Origin of the sequence: Aneurinibacillus thermoaerophilus (assembly GCF_900099925.1) — a bacterium.
GTDB lineage: Bacteria > Bacillota > Bacilli > Aneurinibacillales > Aneurinibacillaceae > Aneurinibacillus > Aneurinibacillus thermoaerophilus.
In genome coordinates, this window is the sequence record NZ_FNDE01000027.1 from 19,006 (window position 1) to 36,922 (window position 17,917).

Genomic DNA, 17,917 nt, shown 5'->3' on the forward strand with positions numbered 1-17,917 from the left:
TCCCCTTTCCTTTGTTTATTCATCAGCATTAAAATAACGGGCTTCCGGGTGAGAGAACACCATGGCCGAGACGGAAGCTTCCGGTTCCATCATGCAACCGTCCGTCAATTGAACACCGATGTCTTCCGGACGTAACAAATCAAACAGCAACTTTTGATCTTCCAAATCCGGGCATGCCGGATAGCCGAAGGAAACGCGGAGCCCCTGATAACGGGCACCGAAACGCTCCTGCATCGTCATATTAGCCGGGTCCGGAAAGCCCCACACGTCGCGCAAAATATGATGCAAACGTTCCGCGAACGCTTCCGCCAGCTCCAGCGCCAGTGCCTGTAAAACATGAGAGCGGAGATAATCGCCTTTCTCTTTCCACTCTTCCGCCTTCTCGCGAATCCCTTCGCCGGCGGTGACTACAAGAAATGCCACATAATCCATGACGCCGCTCTCTGTCGGTTTAACGAAATCAGCCAAACAAAGGTACGGTGCCTTTTTCTGCCGTGGGAATCGGAATGTTTTCAGCACGTTGCTGGAATCATTCGGGTCGTAAATATGGATTTCTTCGCCTTTCGACTGCGCCGGGAAAAAACGGTATACGCCCTGCGCTTTTATGAGCCCGGTTTTTTTCGCTTCCGCCAATAATTCGTCGACAATTTGTTTTACTTCCACTGTCTTCGGGTCACCTTCCGCCAGCAGCTTCTCCACATTGCCGCGGACGCCAAGATGCTTACCAAGCAACATGCGCAAGTTTACGTACGGTTGCAGGTGCGTAAGTGGATAGTCGCGCAATACGTGGCGCTCGAAATCCGGCGGAATAAATACCGGCGCATTCACGCTGACATCCGAACGCTTGGGCGCGCTGATGTCCACCATGACTTCTTTCACTTCCGTCGTCGCAGCCACCTGCTCCTGTCCTTTCGCCTTGGCCGCTTTTTCCAGAACAGCATACTCCTTTGGATTCATGAGCTTATTGGCCAGTTCCAATCCGTTCATCGCGTCTTTAGAATACAGCACAAGACCATCGTACTCAGGTGCAATCCGAGTCTCGGTGAACTTCCGCGTCAGCGCCGCGCCACCGACAAGAATCGGAACATTGATACCGGCTGTTTTTAGGTCTTGCGCGGTTGTCACCATCTGTTGCGCTGACTTCACCAGCAGTCCGGACAGTCCGATAATATCAGGCATCTCCTGACGGCAGGCTTCAATCAGCCGTTCCGGCGGCACTTTAATTCCCAGATTGACGATTTTATAGCCGTTGTTGCCGAGAATAATTTCGACCAGGTTTTTTCCAATGTCATGCACATCACCTTTTACTGTTGCGAGCAACACCGTTCCCTTGATGGACGTCTCTGTTTTTTCCATAAACGGCTCCAAATACGCCACCGCCGCCTTCATTACTTCCGCGCTCTGCAACACTTCGGCGACAATAAGCTGGTTATCATTGAACAAGCGCCCTACTTCATCCATGCCGTTCATCAGCGGCCCATTAATAATATCCAGTGGGGCATACTTTTTCAGCGCCTCTTCCAAATCCGGAATCAATCCTTCTTTCGTTCCTTCCACTACATAACGTGCCAGTCGTTCTTCCAGCGTCAGGTTAGACTTTTCCTCGTTCTTTTCCACTTTTTTCGCGCGGTAAAAATCCGTAAACTTCGCCAGCGACTCATCTGTTGTCTCGAACAGTAACGCTTCCGCCAGCTCACGCTCTTCTTCCGGAATGGAAGCGAAGCGCTGCAATTTCTCCGTGTTGACGATAGCATAATCAAGTCCCGCTTTCGTGCAGTGATATAAATACACGGCGTTCAGTACTTCCCGACCCGCGGGCGGCAAGCCGAATGACACATTGCTTACGCCCAGAATGGTCTGGCATTCCGGATATTTTTCTTTAATCAGGCGAATACCTTCAATCGTCTCGCGCGCAGAACCGATGTATGCTTCATCGCCCGTGCCAACTGGAAACACGAGCGGATCGAAAATTAAATCCCGCGGGTTCAGGCCATATTTATTTACCAGTAGATGATACGAACGCTCGGCTACTTCCAGCTTGCGGTCACGCGACACTGCCATTCCTTTCTCATCGATCGTGCCAACGACCACCGCTCCGCCAAACTTCTTCAATAAAGGCGCTACTTCAGCGAAACGTTCTTCACCGTCTTCCAGATTGATAGAGTTAATAATTGCTTTTCCCTGGGAATACTTCAGCGCCAAAGCGACAACTTTAGGGTCTGTGGAATCGATCATGAGCGGAACCTTAACTTTACGTACAACAAATTTCAAAAAAGCCTCCATATCGGCCGCTTCATCGCGATCCGGATCGGCCAGACAGATATCAATAACATGCGCGCCCCGCTTTACCTGTGCACGAGCAATTTCTGAAGCTTCTTCATACTTCCCTTCTTTGATCAAATCGCGAAATTTCTTCGAGCCGATTACATTCGTCCGTTCTCCCACAAAAAGCGGGCGATTGTCCTGTTCCAGATATACAGGTTCAATGCCGGAAACCGCGTGCGTGCTTAGTCCCTGCGGTCTGCGCGGTTGATAATCTTTGAGCGCTTCCGCGATGGCACGAATATGATCAGGCGTCGTGCCACAACAGCCACCCGCCACGTTAATCCAACCTTGCTCGGCGAATCCGGCCAATTTGGTCGCCAACGCCTGCGGGGACTCGTGGTAATGCCCGTTCTCGTCCGGAAGGCCAGCATTTGGATAACAGCTGACCGCGCAATTCGCCATGGCGGATAACGTTCGAATATGATCACGCATAAATTCCGGGCCTGTCGCGCAATTCAATCCAATAGACACGGGTTGCAAATGCTCTAAAGAAATATAAAAAGCCTCAATATTCTGACCAGCAAGCGTAGTACCCATCGGCTCAATTGTGCCTGAAATCATAATAGGGAGCTTACGTCCCGCCGCTTCGAACGCCCGCTGTACGCCAATACCGCCCGCTTTTACATTCAACGTATCTTGAACCGTCTCCAGCAGTAGCACATCCACCCCGCCTTCAATCAAAGCCAGCGCCTGCTCATAGTATGCTTCCACCAGTTCTTCAAAGGTTACACCGCCGGTAACGGATAAGGTTTTAGTGGTCGGCCCGATCGAGCCGGCGGCATAACGAGGCCATTCCAGCGTAGAGTATTTATCTGCCGCCTCCCGTGCCAGCCGAGCTGCTGCCAGGTTAATTTCCCGGGCACAGTGCTGTAAATCGTACTCCGCAAGCACAATGGATGTGGCGCCAAATGTGTTGGTCTCAATGATGTCCGCTCCTGCTTCCAAATAAGTTTCGTGAATGTTACGAATCACGTCCGGGCGCGTTAGGTTCAGTATTTCATTGCATCCTTCATACTGCTCACCGCCAAAGTCTTCCGGCCCGAGCCCCGCCTGTTGCAGCATCGTGCCCATCGCTCCATCAATAATCAAAATTTTTTTCTGAAGTTGATTTTCAAGTGCCGGTTTCGTTTTTACTGCTGTCACTCCGCTCATCATCATCGTCCCCTTTTCTGACACAAATTCGCTCACGTACAAAATAAAAAAGACCTCCTGAAAGAAGGGAGGTCTCTGCATCTTCATCAAAACGCGAAATCCTTATCTTTCAGGAAACGAATCCTGCTGGAATTGGCACCGTGTATATAATATACCGGTTGCCGGGCGTCATTGGGCCAGTCCCTCAGCCTACTCTGGATAAGAATCGTTTTTATTTTCACTTTTCTAACTAACTTTTAACTAATTATTAATCAATATCTGAAAAGAGTCAATAGAAATTTTTATACATCTCGTGATTTCTTTCATAACGTACGTGTAATCACAATATTAGTATGGGTTTTTAGATCAATTTCATACGGAGCCTTTACTACCGTACCATCACGTTCTTGCACAATCCGAACGATTGGTCTATGCACAGCATTCGGATGAACATGAGATACGACCCCAATTTGTCCTGTATTCAATACGACGGTAGACGCTATAGGATAGGCGGCAATATGTTTTACGAACAATTTCACCAATTCTAGGTCAAACAGGGTATTTCCGGAAGCAAACAAGTATTCCAGCGCTTCATTAGGTGTATAATGCTGACGATGTGAGCGATGGGAAGTAAGCGCATCATACACATCGGCTATACCGACAATTTGCGCGTATTCATGAATTTGATCTTTCTCCAGTTTGCGCGGATAACCGGACCCGTTATACCGTTCATGATGTTGCAGCGCACAATGAGCGGAAAGAAGGGACATATCGTACTGGTAACGCAAAATATTAAATCCGTCTTCTGTATGGTTTTCAATATACGCCCGCTCTTCCTCAGTTAGCATCGTCTTCTTATTCCACAGATCCTTCGGTAACATAATCATACCTATGTCGAACAGCAACGCTCCCACGCCAAGATCCATGAGCTGCTCCCGATTGTACCCTTTGGCCAACCCAATAATTCCAGCCAGTACCGCCACATTGACCGAATGATGAAACAGGTAACCACCCAGCGAATGAAGATTTACAAGATTTACCATAATATCCTTTCTTCCGCTTAAATCTCCTAGTATGTTGCCAAAAACATTCCGGAATACCTTGCCCATATCTGGCATCGCTATCCGTCCTGTTACCTTTGGTTGATCCATAAGCCCTGTCATCATTTTGTATACAGTCTCCACCGCTTTTTTGCGCGTCGTATCACTGAGCACATCCTCCGGTACAATATCGTCCGTATGCTCATCTTCAATATATACCGTATCTATGCCTAGCGCTTTTAACCGGTCAATGTAACGTTGGCTTAATTCAAGTCCGGCGGCCAACAACACCTGTCCTGCTTCCGATAAAATTGTCTTTGCAATTTTATCCCCCGGTTTTACAGAACGAATATGCACTTTTTTCACGAACAAACCCTACTTTCTTAATTTTCATAGGTATTTATGCTTATTTTTGTTCTGATTAAATTTTATCACAGGAAAATGGTTTTAAGATAATAGATTTATGAAAACGCATAAATTTTTTTGAGCTTGATGATATTCGTTCTATACGCTCTTCCTGGAAGAAAGCAACGACGAGCAAGCCGCAAATTCTTCCTACAAACAGCTAAAAAAAGAAGGAAAAAGCATTCGTTTTTTCCTGCTTTTTCCTTCACCCGATTGTTTATCATCTTTTTCTACTTTCTCTTAATATCTCACTACATTGACTGACGCTTATGTCTATTGCTTTCATGTCAGAGTTATAACTCATAGCTATGTGGTTTTCTATTTATCCACCCTCATATTACTCTGTGATGATTGCAGTAAATCTTTAACCGCTCCTACACTTCCCATAAGGCCGGTAGCCTCATATGGAATAAACACTTTATTGTCGCTTTCAGCCAATTTTTCTAAGGCTTCAATATAGCGTAGCGCAATCACGCTATCGTCGGCCTTCACTTCTTTCAAAGCAGAGAACACTTCATAAATTTGCTTTTTCTGGGCTGCAGCAACCAATTCAATCGCTTTCGCTTCCCCTTCTGCACGGCGAATGCGGGATTCCATTTCCCCTTCTGCTTCAAGGATTTGTTTTTGCTTATTTCCTTCCGCGTTCTTGATGGCGGATTCGCGATCCCCTTCCGCTTTCAGGATTTTTGCCCGTTTCTCACGTTCTGCTGTCATTTCTTGCTTCATCGCTTCTTCAATATCGTGAGGAGGAATAATTTCTTTCATTTCTACGCGCTCGACTTTTACTCCCCAGTTATTCGTTGCTTCATCCATTTTGATTTGCAGCGCTGCATTAATTTTATCCCGGGAGTTTAGCGTCTCATCAAGGTTCATATTTCCGATCTCATTACGCAGCGCAGTCACTGCAAGGTTAGCAATTCCTTCTTTTAATCCGTTAATTTCATATGTTGCTGCTTTCGCATCAGTAATTCGGTAATAAATGAGTGTATCAATCTTCATTGTTACATTATCTTTTGTAATTACCGGTTGCGGCATGGAGTTAATGATTTGTGTTCTCATATCCCAACGGGCTACTACACGATCTAAAATCGGCACGATAAAATACAGGCCGGATCCCAATTCCCGCTGAAATTTACCAAGACGCTCAACAATACGCACTTCTGACTGACGAACAAGTTGAACGGATGAAAAAGCAAGGGAAACGACAACACCAATAATAATGATAGCAAACAATACCGGAAACAAATTCTCTACTATCATTTTTCTCCCTCTCCTTCCTTTTATTTATTGTTTATCTACAAACAAAGTAACTCCTTGAACCTCATAAATAACGACCGTTTCCCCTTCAGTAAACGTTTGGTTTCCGACGCTGGCCGCTGTCCATGATTGTCCTCCATACTTAACGATTCCTTTTTCAGTTGGAGAAATTGTCTTTGTAACGATCGCCTTATTTCCGATCATCGCATCCACATTAGTACGAATAACATCGTCATTCACTCCAAACCTGTCTATAAGAACTTCCCTTCCTAATATAATGCCAATGATAGAAGCGATGAGCATAACGGTCACTTGTATCACTAAGTTCGGGGTAAAAATGGCGACGATCCCTGCTAGACCTGCCCCTAATGCAAAGAAAAGGGCCACAAATCCTGATAAAGTAAATTCAGCAATAAGGAGTCCAAATGCAAGAAGAAACCACATCATCCATACTGATAATTGACTTACCAGCCACTCCATTTCCCACCCTCCTTCCAGCTCCGTTACTTACATGTACGTAATTTTTTTACAAAAGTTTCATTAATTCAAAAAATAAGGACCTGGAATGTTGCCGTTCGCATTTCGTACACCGATCCAGCTACCCAAAAGCAACGAAATCAAATGAATATTCAAAACCTGCGCTGTTATACTATAGCTACACGTAAGAAAAAAAACTGAATATTGACCTTTGATAATCCGCGCAATAATATTCTATTGTTCATCAAATTCAGCAAGATTGACATCATAAGCCAATGTCTTTTGCTGTGACGAATATGTAATGGTCACGGCTGTGTTTTTTACATCTGCCGAGCACAGCGTGACAAGCACTTCTCCTTTCTCTTCATTTGCCTCACGATATCGATCAAGCAGCCAGCTCAGTGCCGCTTCCGTCAGCGGTAGGCCGGCCAATTCTCCATTCGCCGTCGGTACATGCAATAACTTCTTGTTATCCACAAAACCGCGCGTCGTATCCAGCAGCACTTCCACCTGCAATGGAGTCAGGTTCAACCGATACGTCTGTTCCATGTTTGCCTCCTCGTTTCTGTTTGAGTGTGCTTTCCGTTTTCATTTTAGCATAGACCCCATTCGTTTGGCCGCCACCATAACATAGGGCAAATTTTCCATCATCCGCTCAAGCGTCAGGCGATTCGAAGGTCCTGATACAGATAGTGCCGCTACCAGTTCACCTCTTCTGTTAAACAACGGCACCGCCACCGCTGCCGCTCCTTTCTCCCGTTCCTCATAGCTTGTGGCATATCCTCTCTTCCTGATCTCCTCCAATTGCTCCATATAAGCTTTTTTATCAATCGAAGAAGGCCAGGATGGATCCGCCAGAACTTTCTGTTGAACTTCAGGGGAAGAATAGGCAACCAACACTTTGCTAGAAGCGCCGACCGAAAGTGGCAAATGTGCCCCAATAGGAGCCACCCGACGGATCGTTTCGTTGCTTTCTACCGCCTGCACGCGGATTCGTTCATTCTCGTTGCGAACATATAGGCTGATCGTCTCACCAACCTGATCACGCAACCTAATCATTTCAGGCAACAAAATCTTGGCCGGATCATCTTCCTGCGGCAAATTAGCCGACAGCTGCCAGATGCGGAATCCCAGTTGATATTTTTCCGTATCAAGGTTACGCGTCAAAAACCCTTTATTCTCCAATGAACCTAATAGGCGGTATACCGTACTTTTGTTAAGTTCGACTTTGCGGGCAATTTCCGTAAGCGTCAGTTCTTTTTCATCAATAAAACAAAGCAATATATCAAGGGCGCGGTCAGCCGCCCGCACCGTCATCTTATTTTCGGAAGCATCCATCCTGTTCACCTTCCTGCTAAAGTTTCATTTGACGAAACCGTGTTGCAATATATGACATTATACCTTATTGCCCGTTCCCTCGTAAACTATGAGCCCGTTTCAAAAAAAAAATCGAAAAATATAGTGTACGTTTACGAAAAAAAGAAGTATAATGTTATCGGAAACAGAAACTCAGTTTCATTCAGTGAAACACAAGACAAATCTTATGAAGGAGGTTATTAACTTGGCAAAGAAAGATGCTTACTCTGTGCGTTCGACTTTGCAAGTAGGCAACAAGAAATACGCCTACTATTCCCTTAAAGCGTTAGAAGACCAAGGGCTTGGTCCGATTTCAAAACTTCCTTTTTCTATAAAGGTTCTTCTTGAAGCGGCTGTCCGCCAATTCGACGGCGTAGCCATTACGGAAGAACACGTAAAAAAGCTGGCAACTTGGACAGAAGAGCGCGACCCAAATCAGGAAGTTCCGTTCACTCCTGCGCGTATTGTTTTGCAGGACTTCACCGGCGTACCGGCAGTGGTTGACCTCGCTGCAATGCGTCTGGCAATGAAAGAAATGGGTGGCGATCCTGAACGCATTAATCCGCTCGTTCCGGTTGATCTCGTTATCGACCACTCCGTAATGGTAGACGACTTCGGAAACCCGGAAGCGCTGGAAAACAACATGAAACTTGAATTCGAACGCAACGCTGAGCGTTACCGCTTCTTGCGCTGGGCACAAACCGCATTCAACAACTTCCGTGCGGTTCCTCCGGCAACCGGTATCGTTCACCAAGTAAACCTTGAATATCTTGCGTCTGTAGCTGCTACAAAAGAAGTGGACGGCGAAGTAGAAGTCTTCCCGGATTCTCTCGTAGGTACAGACTCCCATACAACCATGATCAATGGTCTCGGCGTAGTAGGCTGGGGCGTCGGTGGTATCGAAGCAGAAGCGGGCATGCTTGGTCAGCCGCTGTACTTCGTAACACCTGAAGTTGTCGGTTTCAAGCTGACAGGAAGCCTAGCTGAAGGCGCAACAGCTACCGACCTGGCGCTGACTATTGTTAACATTCTGCGCAAAAAAGGAGTAGTCGGCAAATTTGTTGAGTTCTACGGCCCTGGCTTAAGCAACATCAGCCTGGCAGACCGGGCAACCGTTGCGAACATGGCCCCTGAGTACGGCGCAACAATGGGCTTCTTCCCAGTGGATGAAGAAACGCTCAATTTCCTGCGTTCCACTGGCCGCAGCGAAGAGCAAGTCGCGCTGGTTGAAGCGTATTACAAAGAGCAAGGGCTTTTCCGTACGGATGACACTCCGGATCCGGTATTCTCTGAAACGCTTGAACTCGACCTCGGCTCTATCGTCCCGACCCTTGCCGGCCCGAAACGTCCACAAGACCGCATTGAACTGACAGCAATGAAAGAAGCGTTCAACAATGCGCTGCGTACACCAATTGACAAAGGCGGCTTCGGTCTGGACGACAAACAAATCGAAAAGAAAGTTACGATTACACATAAAAACGGCAAAACTTCTGAACTCAGTACAGGCGCGGTTGTGATTGCGGCTATTACAAGCTGTACGAACACATCCAACCCGAGCGTAATGCTGGGTGCAGGTCTTGTAGCAAAGAAAGCTGTTGAGAAAGGGCTTGTAAAACCTGAATACGTAAAAACAAGCTTAACACCTGGTTCCCGTGTTGTTACGAAGTATCTTGAAAAAGCAGGGCTCCTGCCATACCTTGAAAAAGTTGGTTTCTACATCGCAGGTTACGGTTGTGCAACCTGTATCGGTAACAGCGGCCCGCTGCCGGAAGAAGTTAGCAACGCCATCGCGGAAAATGACCTAACAGTAGCCGCTGTGCTTTCCGGTAACCGTAACTTCGAAGGCCGGGTGCATGCCCAAGTAAAAGCGAACTACCTCGCTTCTCCGCCGCTTGTTGTGGCATACGCGCTCGCAGGTACGGTTGACATCGATTTGTCTGCTGAACCGATCGGAACGGGCAAAGACGGTCAGCCGGTATATCTGAAGGATATTTGGCCGACAAATGACGAAATCAAGGAAGCGATTCATTCCGCTGTTCAACCGGAAATGTTTGAAGAAGAATACAGCAACGTATTTAAAGCAAATCCGCGTTGGAACGAAATCGAATATCCGGAAGGACAACTGTATGAGTGGGATGAAAACTCCACGTACATCGCGCATCCGCCGTTCTTCTCCGGCTTGAGTTCCGAAGCGGGCGAAATCAAAGAAATCGTGGGCGCACGAGCGCTTGCCTTCCTTGGCGACTCCGTAACGACGGACCATATCTCGCCTGCCGGTAACATCGCTCCAACAAGCCCGGCTGGTATCTATCTGTCTGAACGCGGCGTAGAGCGCAAAGATTTCAACTCTTACGGTTCCCGTCGCGGTAACCATGAAGTAATGATGCGCGGTACATTCGCAAACATCCGTATCCGCAACAAAATGGCACCGGGCACCGAAGGCGGCGTAACAACGTACCTGCCGACCGGTGAAGTTATGCCGATCTACGATGCCGCTATGAAATATAAGGAATCCGGCACTCCGCTGGTTGTTATCGCGGGCAAAGAGTACGGTACCGGAAGCTCCCGTGACTGGGCTGCCAAAGGAACATTCTTGCTTGGCGTAAAAGCGGTAATCGCGGAAAGCTTCGAGCGTATACACCGCAGCAACCTGGTAGGCATGGGCGTACTGCCGCTGCAATTCGCGGAAGGCACAAACGCGGAAACACTAGGTATCACAGGTACGGAAACATTCGATATTACTGATCTGAATGATAACATTAAACCGGGTCAGATCATTAAAGTAACAGCAACCCGCCAAGACGGCTCAACATTCGAGTTTGATGTACGCGTACGTCTGGACAGTGCGGTTGACATCGAATACTACCGCAACGGTGGTATCCTGCAAACCGTTCTGCGTCAAATCGCAAAAGAAGCAAAAGCTGAAGTATAATTCCGTCCATCTACAAAAGAGGAGGGTTCTTCCCCTCTTCTTTTTTTTATGGAAAACCCATCAGTTCAAAAAAATTGTATAAAAAATATGTTACTGGATATATATTGTGATTAAAATCATTTATATAATCCTTTTATCAATTCTGATGAAAAAAGGAGGGAAAATATGCTTACAGTCTCAGACTTCTATCGTATAACAGAGCAGCAGTTACTCTACAATCAAAACAAGAGTCTTTTTTACACGTTAACAAATGGCAGAACGGGATTGAACGCTTCCGAAGAAACGACCAGGTTATTCAAAAGAAACCTGAAAGAAGTCGCGCAATTTATAAGAGCGACAAAGTCAGAGGGTACATATCAACAATTGCTAGAGGATATTGCAGACAAAGTTATCAGATTATTTATACAAGCGAATCAATATTTGGATTTTAATCATGAAGATCACCGTAAGCTTCAAAAAATCTATGGGGATTTATTTGAACAAATTTATGTTATAGGTAATCAAAAAGAGCAAATGTCTAATAAAGAAGTGGAGTGTTTGTTTCATTTACATTACCAAAATTTGAAAATTTTCTTATTAGAATCGAACGGGACTGAAATCTTTAAAAAGTATAAAGAAAGTCCCTATTTGTTCACAATAAAATGCGCTGAATATACTCCTGAGTTCCAAATGAAATTATTAAACATTCATTTAGATACAATTAAGCAACCCGTCTTGGATATCGGTTGCGGTTCACAAGCAAATTTAGTCCGTTTCCTCAGAAAGAACGGGATTGAAGCGTTTGGAATAGATAGAAATGTACATACAATGAATTACTTATATAAAGCGAACTGGCTTGAATACACTTTTACACCAAATACTTGGGGGACTGTTATTTCTCATATGGCTTTTTCAAACCAGTTTATGCATCATCATTTAAGAGTCCACGGAAAGTTTGAATTATACGCAAAAAAGTATATGGAAATTCTAGAATCGCTAAAAATTGAAGGAAGTTTTATTTACGCGCCAGGTCTTCCGTTTATGGAAGAATTATTAGTATCATTAAACAAAGCATACGTTGTAGCGACTCAAGAAATAGACACCCAAAATTTGTCGAATAACAAAACATCATTTTCTAATGTAAACAGAAAACATGTTACTAAAGTCATTCGAGTAACATGAGGCAACGGATGCACCATGAAAATTTGGGATGCCAGAAGTAGCCGTTTGATTGCAGCTTGATGACGATGTGGGGTTCCCCCTTTATGATAGGCAACCCCATCTTTTTACTTTTTATCTTTATTCTCAAGCATATCATCAATTTGTTTGAACAGCTTTGCAATCGCTTGATCATCGAAATTTTTCTTTGCTTTAAATGTCTCAAGCATCCCGTAAATCTCTTTGCCAAGCGAATCGTCGTTCGGATCCGCCGGGAGATCGGTCGGATCAAACCATACGTACGGATCTACATTGCTGCCGCGGAGATATTTTTGCTTCCATTCTGTAGGATACGTATAATCCTGCTCTCCGAAAACAATCGCCAGCACATCGTCCGTGCTTACGGGCAACAAATGATCGAATACATCTTCAACTCCGCCCTCCATGATGTTCAAATGACGCTGCGTATAACGGACATAATGTTCTCCCGTCGTACGATCCTTCACCAAAACATATGTTTCGTATTCCTCTTTCCTAAGCTCCTGTACATTTTCCAGTCGCTCTTCAAGTTCTTCCGACATAATGACTTTCTTAGCGCGCAAAGACGTGCTCATCTTTCCCTGTCCTTTCCTTTATCTTCTTTAATACGATATCATAAAATAGTGGTTAGCTTCTAGTTTGAACGATATGTACATAAGGAGGAAGTCACATGAAAGCAGTGCTTGTTGAAGAAAAAACGCGGCGTCTTTATATCGGGGAAGCTGAAGATCCTGTTCCGAAAGAAGACGAACTGCTCGTCAGCGTATATGCCACCGCACTGAACCGTGCCGATCTCGTACAAAAACGTGGTCTCTATCCCCCGCCTCCAGGTACAACGGACATCCTGGGACTGGAAATGGCCGGAGTTGTTGAAAAAGTGGGAAAACATGTAACTGGCTGGAAGCCGGGAGATCGTGTGTGTTCGCTTTTGCCTGGCGGCGGTTATGCGGAAAAAGTGGTCATTCCCGCCGAAATGGCCATCCGTATTCCGGATTCTTTCTCTTTTGAAGAGGCGGCCGCCATTCCGGAAGTATTTTTAACCGCCTATCTTAACTTATTCTGGCTGGGTGGCCTTAAGGCGGGGCATACCGTGCTGATTCACGCGGGTGCAAGTGGCGTTGGCACAGCCGCCATCCAGCTTGTACGGGAAGCAGGAGCAATTTCTATTGTCACTGCTGGGACAGAAACAAAGCGAACAACATGCCTGGAGCTAGGGGCCAGTCTCGCGCTCGATTATAAAGCCGGCCCTTTCGCACCAGCAGTGAAAGAAGCGACAAATGGCAAAGGCGTCAATATTATTCTTGACTTTATCGGTGCGCCGTACTGGGAACAAAACCTTTCCTCTCTCGCCATAGACGGGCGCCTCATTATCATTGGTATCATGGGCGGTAGCAAAGTGCCAGCACTCGATCTCGGACAACTCCTGCGCCGGCGCCTGCAAGTCATCGGAACCGCGCTCCGCTCCCGTTCAGTCGCGGATAAAATCGCGCTCACAAAAGAATTCACATCGTTCGCTATGCCGCGCTTCCAAGACGGCCGCTTAAAACCGATCATCGATTCTGTCTGGGATTGGGAGCAGGCGCAAGAAGCGCACGAGTATATGGAAAGCAACAAAAACACCGGAAAAATCGTTTTACAAATCAAAAAGTAGTGGAATACCACATACAAGGTACAAACAAAAGCGCTTCGGTTATTGTGCCGAAACGCTTTTGCCTGCTGTCGTTGTCGACCTCGATTATACTGTTTCTTTCGTGCGCTTGTCCCGTGGAATTTTGCGGGCGACACCTGTCTTAATGGCCGCATCCACTACGGCATCCCGCACTTTCTTTACAACTTTTTCATTAAATACGCTTGGGATAATGTATTGCTCGTTCAATTCTTCATCGCTGATAATCGATGCAATAGCGTGCGCCGCCGCGACTTTCATCTCTTCGTTAATGTCTGTCGCGCGGCAATCAAAAGCACCACGGAAAACGCCCGGGAAGCAAAGCACGTTGTTAATTTGGTTCGGATAATCAGAACGCCCGGTCGCAAGTACACGTACGACGCCTGCTGCTTCTTCCGGATCAATCTCCGGCTGCGGGTTGGCCATAGCAAACACAATCGGATCTTTTGCCATTGTCTGTACCATCTCTTTGGTAAGAATGTTACCACGCGATACCCCAATAAATACATCCGCACCTACGAGCGCATCCGCCAATTGTCCCTGCATATTATCAGGATTTGTCATTTGCGCGATCTCTTCCCACACAGGGTTCTCATAAGAAACGGAGCGGGACAAAATACCATCGCGGTCTACGCCAATAACCTGCTTGGCGCCAGCGTTGAGCAAAATCTTCGTGCACGCTACACCTGCTGCTCCCATGCCTGTTACAACAATTTTTACGTTTTCAATATCTTTGCCAACGATTTTCAGCGCGTTCAATAGGCCGGCCAGAATGACAACCGCCGTACCATGCTGGTCATCATGAAATACCGGAATATCCAGGCGCTCGCGCAGCGCTTTTTCGATTTCAAAGCAACGCGGCGCGGAGATATCTTCCAGATTAATTCCGCCAAATGCTGGTGCCATGCGGGCGATCGTTTCGATAATTTCATTCGTGTCTTTCGTATCAAGGCAAATCGGGAATCCATCCACGTTTGCCAATTGTTTAAACAGCATCGCTTTTCCTTCCATTACCGGCATCGCCGCATAAGGGCCAATGTCACCAAGACCGAGAACGGCGGTACCGTCGCTTACAATCGCTACCGTATTGCGCTTAATGGTCAGCTTGTACGCTTTATACGGATCTTCTGCAATCGCTTCACACACGTTCGCCACACCCGGCGTATATACGCGGGACAGATCTTCCCGGTTTTGAATGGGGATCTTCGGTTTTATTTCGATTTTACCACCGATATGGCTCAAAAACGTCCGATCCGATACGCTTACAATTTTCACGCCAGGCAACATCTCGATACTTTTGATGACTTCGCTCACCTGAGCTCTGCTTTTCGTATTAATTGTATAGTCACGCACCGTATCTTCATTGGACGAGTGAACAACGTCCATTGCCACAATGTCGCCGTTCGCTTTGCTTACCGCTGTCGCAATATCCACGAAGTTTACCTTGCGCGCATCCATTTCCAGGCGCAAAATAATACTCGTTCCTAAAGATGTAAATGGCTTCATAGTCTCCTCCTTTTCCCGCCAATGCTGAAAAATGACGAGATTGTGAACAATAATACAACAGTTTATTTTAACCTTAAATCTCGGAAAAAGAAAAGACCGGAAGCATTTTTGCAAAATTCGTACCGTACTTTATCTTATGTCTCCACGGTTATAAATCGGATTCATACCCGCTTCCTCCGCTCCGTTTGCCAGTGAATGCAAACTATTTATAATGGAAGTAAGCCGGACAAGATGCTGCTGTACTTGCTCCGGTGACTGTGTCTTTTCCTTTAGGCTTGTCGCACATTCGATCAACTGATCGGCAAGCCTATGCGCCAGCGTAATATCAAATGGCTGATACATACTTTTCACCTCACGTTACGGTTCTCTCTTTTAGTATGAAGGAAAAAAACAAAAGCATACCCTTTCCTTAAGCGGAAAAGCTAACATAGTGCTGTTACTTCTCGCTTGGCTGCGACAAAAACGGTACAATATATAGCACAATAGCGGGGCAATCCTACGTGATGTAATCATAAAAGGCGATCCATCCAGATGCAGAACTTTTCGTCTTTAGTCGTTTAACTTCTTAAACCAAGATGGTATAATGCAATGAGAAACAAACAGCTCATTGCATTTTTATTCTTTGAAACAGGCAAGAAGGGAGAGAAAGCATTCATGAAAGAAATGAACGCTCAGCAAATTATCGAATTTATCCAAAAAAGTGAAAAGAAAACTCCGGTTAAAGTACATATTAAAGGTAATATTGATGGAATCGACTTCGGGGCAAATACTAAATCTTTCATTACAGGCAATGTAGGCGTACTGTTCGGTGACTGGAAAGACATCCAGCCGGCACTTGAAGCTAACAAAGACAAAATCGAGGACTACGTAGTGGAAAACGACCGCCGCAATTCCGCCATTCCTCTACTTGATATGAAAAACATCCAAGCGCGCATTGAACCGGGCGCGATTATTCGTGATCAAGTAGAAATCGGCAACAACGCCGTAATCATGATGGGCGCCATGATTAACATCGGCGCGGTTATCGGCGAAGGAACAATGATTGACATGAACGCTGTTGTCGGCGGCCGCGGCACCATCGGAAAGAATTGCCATATCGGTGCCGGCGCAGTCATCGCAGGCGTGATCGAGCCGCCATCCGCAACACCAGTTGTTATTGAAGATGATGTCGTTGTCGGTGCGAATGCTGTAATTCTTGAAGGTGTACGTGTCGGAAAAGGCGCAGTTGTTGCGGCTGGCGCAGTCGTCATTGAAGACGTGCCGCCATACACGGTGGTAGGCGGCACACCGGCGCGCGTCATCAAACAGATTGATGAAAAAACAAAGGCAAAAACAGAGATCAAACAAGAACTTCGCCAGCTGTAATGTACCCATGAGGTAGCAGTAGGAGGTGAGAGGAACATCACCATGAACGCGCAGCCCTTCATTGCGATTCGCCGTGAACTTCACAAGATCCCGGAACCGGGATTTGCGGAGTTTAAAACCCAACGCTTTTTGCTAGACTATTTGGCCACACTTCCACAGGAACGAATGGAAATTAAAACATGGCGCACTGGCATTCTCATCAAGGTAAAAGGGGCAAATCCTACTAAACGACTTGGATACAGGGCCGATATGGACGGGTTGCCCATCCCAGAAGAAACATCCTATGCATTCAAGTCTACACATCCGGGCTATATGCACGCCTGCGGCCACGATATGCACATGGCTATTGCGCTTGGTGTACTGACATACTTTGTGGAAAATCAGGTGAAAGACGATTTAATTTTTATTTTTCAACCTGCGGAAGAAGGCCCGGGAGGCGCGCAGCCGATGCTCGCAAGCGAAGAATTCAATGAATGGCGCCCGGATGCTATTTTTGCCCTGCACATCGCGCCAGAATATCCGGTGGGTACGATAGCGCTAAAACCGGGCATCCTGTTCGCCAATACATCCGAGCTGTTCATCGATTTATACGGCAAGGGCGGTCATGCGGCGTTCCCGCATACAGCCAACGATATGGTCATTGCGGCGGCCCATCTGGCAACCCAACTGCAAAGCATCGTCTCCCGCAATATTGATCCGCTCGACTCCGCAGTTGTTACAATCGGAAAAATCGAAGGTGGCACAAAACAAAACATTATCGCTGAGAAAGCCCGCCTTGAAGGAACGATCCGCACCCTTTCAATGGAATCAATGCAAAAAGTAAAGTCGCGCATCGAAGCGCTCGTCCGCGGTACAGAAGCTGGCTTTGAATGCCAAGCTGCGATTGACTATGGAGCGAACTACTGCCAGGTATACAATGATGAAACGCTGACCCACGAGTTTATGAACTGGGTAAAAGATACGGGTGTCGCCGCCCTTATCGAATGTAAAACTGCGATGACCGGTGAGGACTTCGGCTACTTCCTCGCCGAAATTCCAGGTTTTCTCTTCTGGCTCGGTGTCGATACGCCATACGGACTGCACCACGCGAAAATCGAGCCGAATGAAAGTGCGATTGAAGTCGCCATTCGCGTGCTTACACAATATCTTTCGTGGAAAGCTTCGTAAAAGTCATCAAATCCAATAAAAATAGAGCGGCACTTTTTGTCCGCTCTATTTTCGCGTTAATATTTATTATCAGGTGTCAATACTTTATGATATAATAATACTGCTTGTTTGAGA

14 protein-coding genes and 1 riboswitch are annotated in these 17,917 nt (G+C 46.3%); of the genes, 5 read left to right on the top strand and 9 right to left on the bottom strand.

Features of this window, described 5'->3' with window-relative positions:
* Positions 1–15 precede the first annotated feature (15 nt).
* From metH to BLR88_RS13005, 6 genes are all read right to left on the bottom strand, one after another.
* Positions 16–3,477: a methionine synthase gene (gene metH, locus BLR88_RS12980; protein WP_091260886.1), complete on the bottom strand. Its 3,462-nt coding sequence runs from the start codon at positions 3,475–3,477 to the stop codon at positions 16–18.
* A gap of 99 nt (positions 3,478–3,576) precedes the next feature.
* Positions 3,577–3,682, bottom strand: a riboswitch (SAM riboswitch).
* Positions 3,683–3,779: 97 nt separating this feature from the next.
* Positions 3,780–4,862: an HD-GYP domain-containing protein gene (locus BLR88_RS12985; protein WP_057897618.1), complete on the bottom strand. Its 1,083-nt coding sequence runs from the start codon at positions 4,860–4,862 to the stop codon at positions 3,780–3,782.
* A 357-nt stretch (positions 4,863–5,219) separates the two neighbouring features.
* Positions 5,220–6,161 carry an SPFH domain-containing protein gene (locus tag BLR88_RS12990; RefSeq protein WP_057897617.1) on the bottom strand — a complete coding sequence of 314 codons (942 nt, stop codon included), beginning with the start codon at positions 6,159–6,161 and terminating at the stop codon, positions 5,220–5,222.
* A 24-nt stretch (positions 6,162–6,185) separates the two neighbouring features.
* Positions 6,186–6,638: an NfeD family protein gene (locus BLR88_RS12995; RefSeq protein WP_057897616.1), complete on the bottom strand. Its 453-nt coding sequence runs from the start codon at positions 6,636–6,638 to the stop codon at positions 6,186–6,188.
* Positions 6,639–6,869: 231 nt separating this feature from the next.
* Positions 6,870–7,184: a hypothetical protein gene (locus tag BLR88_RS13000; protein WP_057897615.1), complete on the bottom strand. Its 315-nt coding sequence runs from the start codon at positions 7,182–7,184 to the stop codon at positions 6,870–6,872.
* 39 nt (positions 7,185–7,223) lie between these two features.
* Entirely contained in the window at positions 7,224–7,973 is a 750-nt protein-coding gene (locus BLR88_RS13005; protein WP_057897614.1) for an IclR family transcriptional regulator, read from the bottom strand.
* 223 nt (positions 7,974–8,196) lie between these two features.
* Between BLR88_RS13005 and acnA the strand changes: the two genes are divergently transcribed.
* Together acnA and BLR88_RS13015 are read left to right on the top strand one after the other, a co-directional pair.
* A complete protein-coding gene (gene acnA, locus BLR88_RS13010) occupies positions 8,197–10,923 on the top strand; it encodes an aconitate hydratase AcnA (protein WP_057897613.1) in 2,727 nt (908 codons plus the stop codon).
* Positions 10,924–11,088: 165 nt separating this feature from the next.
* Complete coding sequence (locus tag BLR88_RS13015; RefSeq protein ID WP_175493626.1) at positions 11,089–12,084, top strand: class I SAM-dependent methyltransferase; 996 nt, start codon at positions 11,089–11,091, stop codon at positions 12,082–12,084.
* A gap of 104 nt (positions 12,085–12,188) precedes the next feature.
* Here BLR88_RS13015 and BLR88_RS13020 read toward each other — a convergent pair whose 3' ends face one another.
* Positions 12,189–12,674, bottom strand: coding sequence for a hypothetical protein (locus BLR88_RS13020; RefSeq protein WP_057897612.1), 486 nt, complete (start codon positions 12,672–12,674; stop codon positions 12,189–12,191).
* A 95-nt stretch (positions 12,675–12,769) separates the two neighbouring features.
* Here BLR88_RS13020 and BLR88_RS13025 point away from each other — a divergent pair, with 95 nt between their 5' ends.
* The gene (locus BLR88_RS13025) at positions 12,770–13,750 is read left to right on the top strand and encodes an NAD(P)H-quinone oxidoreductase (protein ID WP_057897611.1); all 981 of its coding nucleotides are present in this window, start codon (positions 12,770–12,772) and stop codon (positions 13,748–13,750) included.
* A gap of 84 nt (positions 13,751–13,834) precedes the next feature.
* Here BLR88_RS13025 and BLR88_RS13030 read toward each other — a convergent pair whose 3' ends face one another.
* Complete coding sequence (locus tag BLR88_RS13030; RefSeq protein WP_057897610.1) at positions 13,835–15,271, bottom strand: NAD-dependent malic enzyme; 1,437 nt, start codon at positions 15,269–15,271, stop codon at positions 13,835–13,837.
* 129 nt (positions 15,272–15,400) lie between these two features.
* Complete coding sequence (locus BLR88_RS13035; protein WP_057897609.1) at positions 15,401–15,613, bottom strand: hypothetical protein; 213 nt, start codon at positions 15,611–15,613, stop codon at positions 15,401–15,403.
* Between the two features lie 312 nt (positions 15,614–15,925).
* Here BLR88_RS13035 and dapD point away from each other — a divergent pair, with 312 nt between their 5' ends.
* Together dapD and BLR88_RS13045 are read left to right on the top strand one after the other, a co-directional pair.
* Positions 15,926–16,636, top strand: a complete 711-nt coding sequence (gene dapD / locus BLR88_RS13040) for a 2,3,4,5-tetrahydropyridine-2,6-dicarboxylate N-acetyltransferase (RefSeq protein ID WP_057900219.1) — start codon at positions 15,926–15,928, stop codon at positions 16,634–16,636.
* A gap of 42 nt (positions 16,637–16,678) precedes the next feature.
* Complete coding sequence (locus BLR88_RS13045) at positions 16,679–17,803, top strand: N-acetyldiaminopimelate deacetylase (RefSeq protein WP_091260875.1); 1,125 nt, start codon at positions 16,679–16,681, stop codon at positions 17,801–17,803.
* Positions 17,804–17,917: the final 114 nt, after the last annotated feature.

Coding starts and splice junctions, on each gene's coding strand:
- BLR88_RS13000 (WP_057897615.1), bottom strand. CDS start 7,184: ATGGAACAGACGTATCGGTTGAACCTGACTCCATTGCAGGTGGAAGTG.
- dapD (WP_057900219.1), top strand. CDS start 15,926: ATGAAAGAAATGAACGCTCAGCAAATTATCGAATTTATCCAAAAAAGT.
- BLR88_RS13045 (WP_091260875.1), top strand. CDS start 16,679: ATGAACGCGCAGCCCTTCATTGCGATTCGCCGTGAACTTCACAAGATC.
- metH (WP_091260886.1), bottom strand. CDS start 3,477: ATGAGCGGAGTGACAGCAGTAAAAACGAAACCGGCACTTGAAAATCAA.
- BLR88_RS12995 (WP_057897616.1), bottom strand. CDS start 6,638: ATGGAGTGGCTGGTAAGTCAATTATCAGTATGGATGATGTGGTTTCTT.
- BLR88_RS12990 (WP_057897617.1), bottom strand. CDS start 6,161: ATGATAGTAGAGAATTTGTTTCCGGTATTGTTTGCTATCATTATTATT.
- BLR88_RS13015 (WP_175493626.1), top strand. CDS start 11,089: ATGCTTACAGTCTCAGACTTCTATCGTATAACAGAGCAGCAGTTACTC.
- BLR88_RS13030 (WP_057897610.1), bottom strand. CDS start 15,271: ATGAAGCCATTTACATCTTTAGGAACGAGTATTATTTTGCGCCTGGAA.
- BLR88_RS13035 (WP_057897609.1), bottom strand. CDS start 15,613: ATGTATCAGCCATTTGATATTACGCTGGCGCATAGGCTTGCCGATCAG.
- BLR88_RS13020 (WP_057897612.1), bottom strand. CDS start 12,674: ATGAGCACGTCTTTGCGCGCTAAGAAAGTCATTATGTCGGAAGAACTT.
- BLR88_RS13005 (WP_057897614.1), bottom strand. CDS start 7,973: ATGGATGCTTCCGAAAATAAGATGACGGTGCGGGCGGCTGACCGCGCC.
- BLR88_RS13025 (WP_057897611.1), top strand. CDS start 12,770: ATGAAAGCAGTGCTTGTTGAAGAAAAAACGCGGCGTCTTTATATCGGG.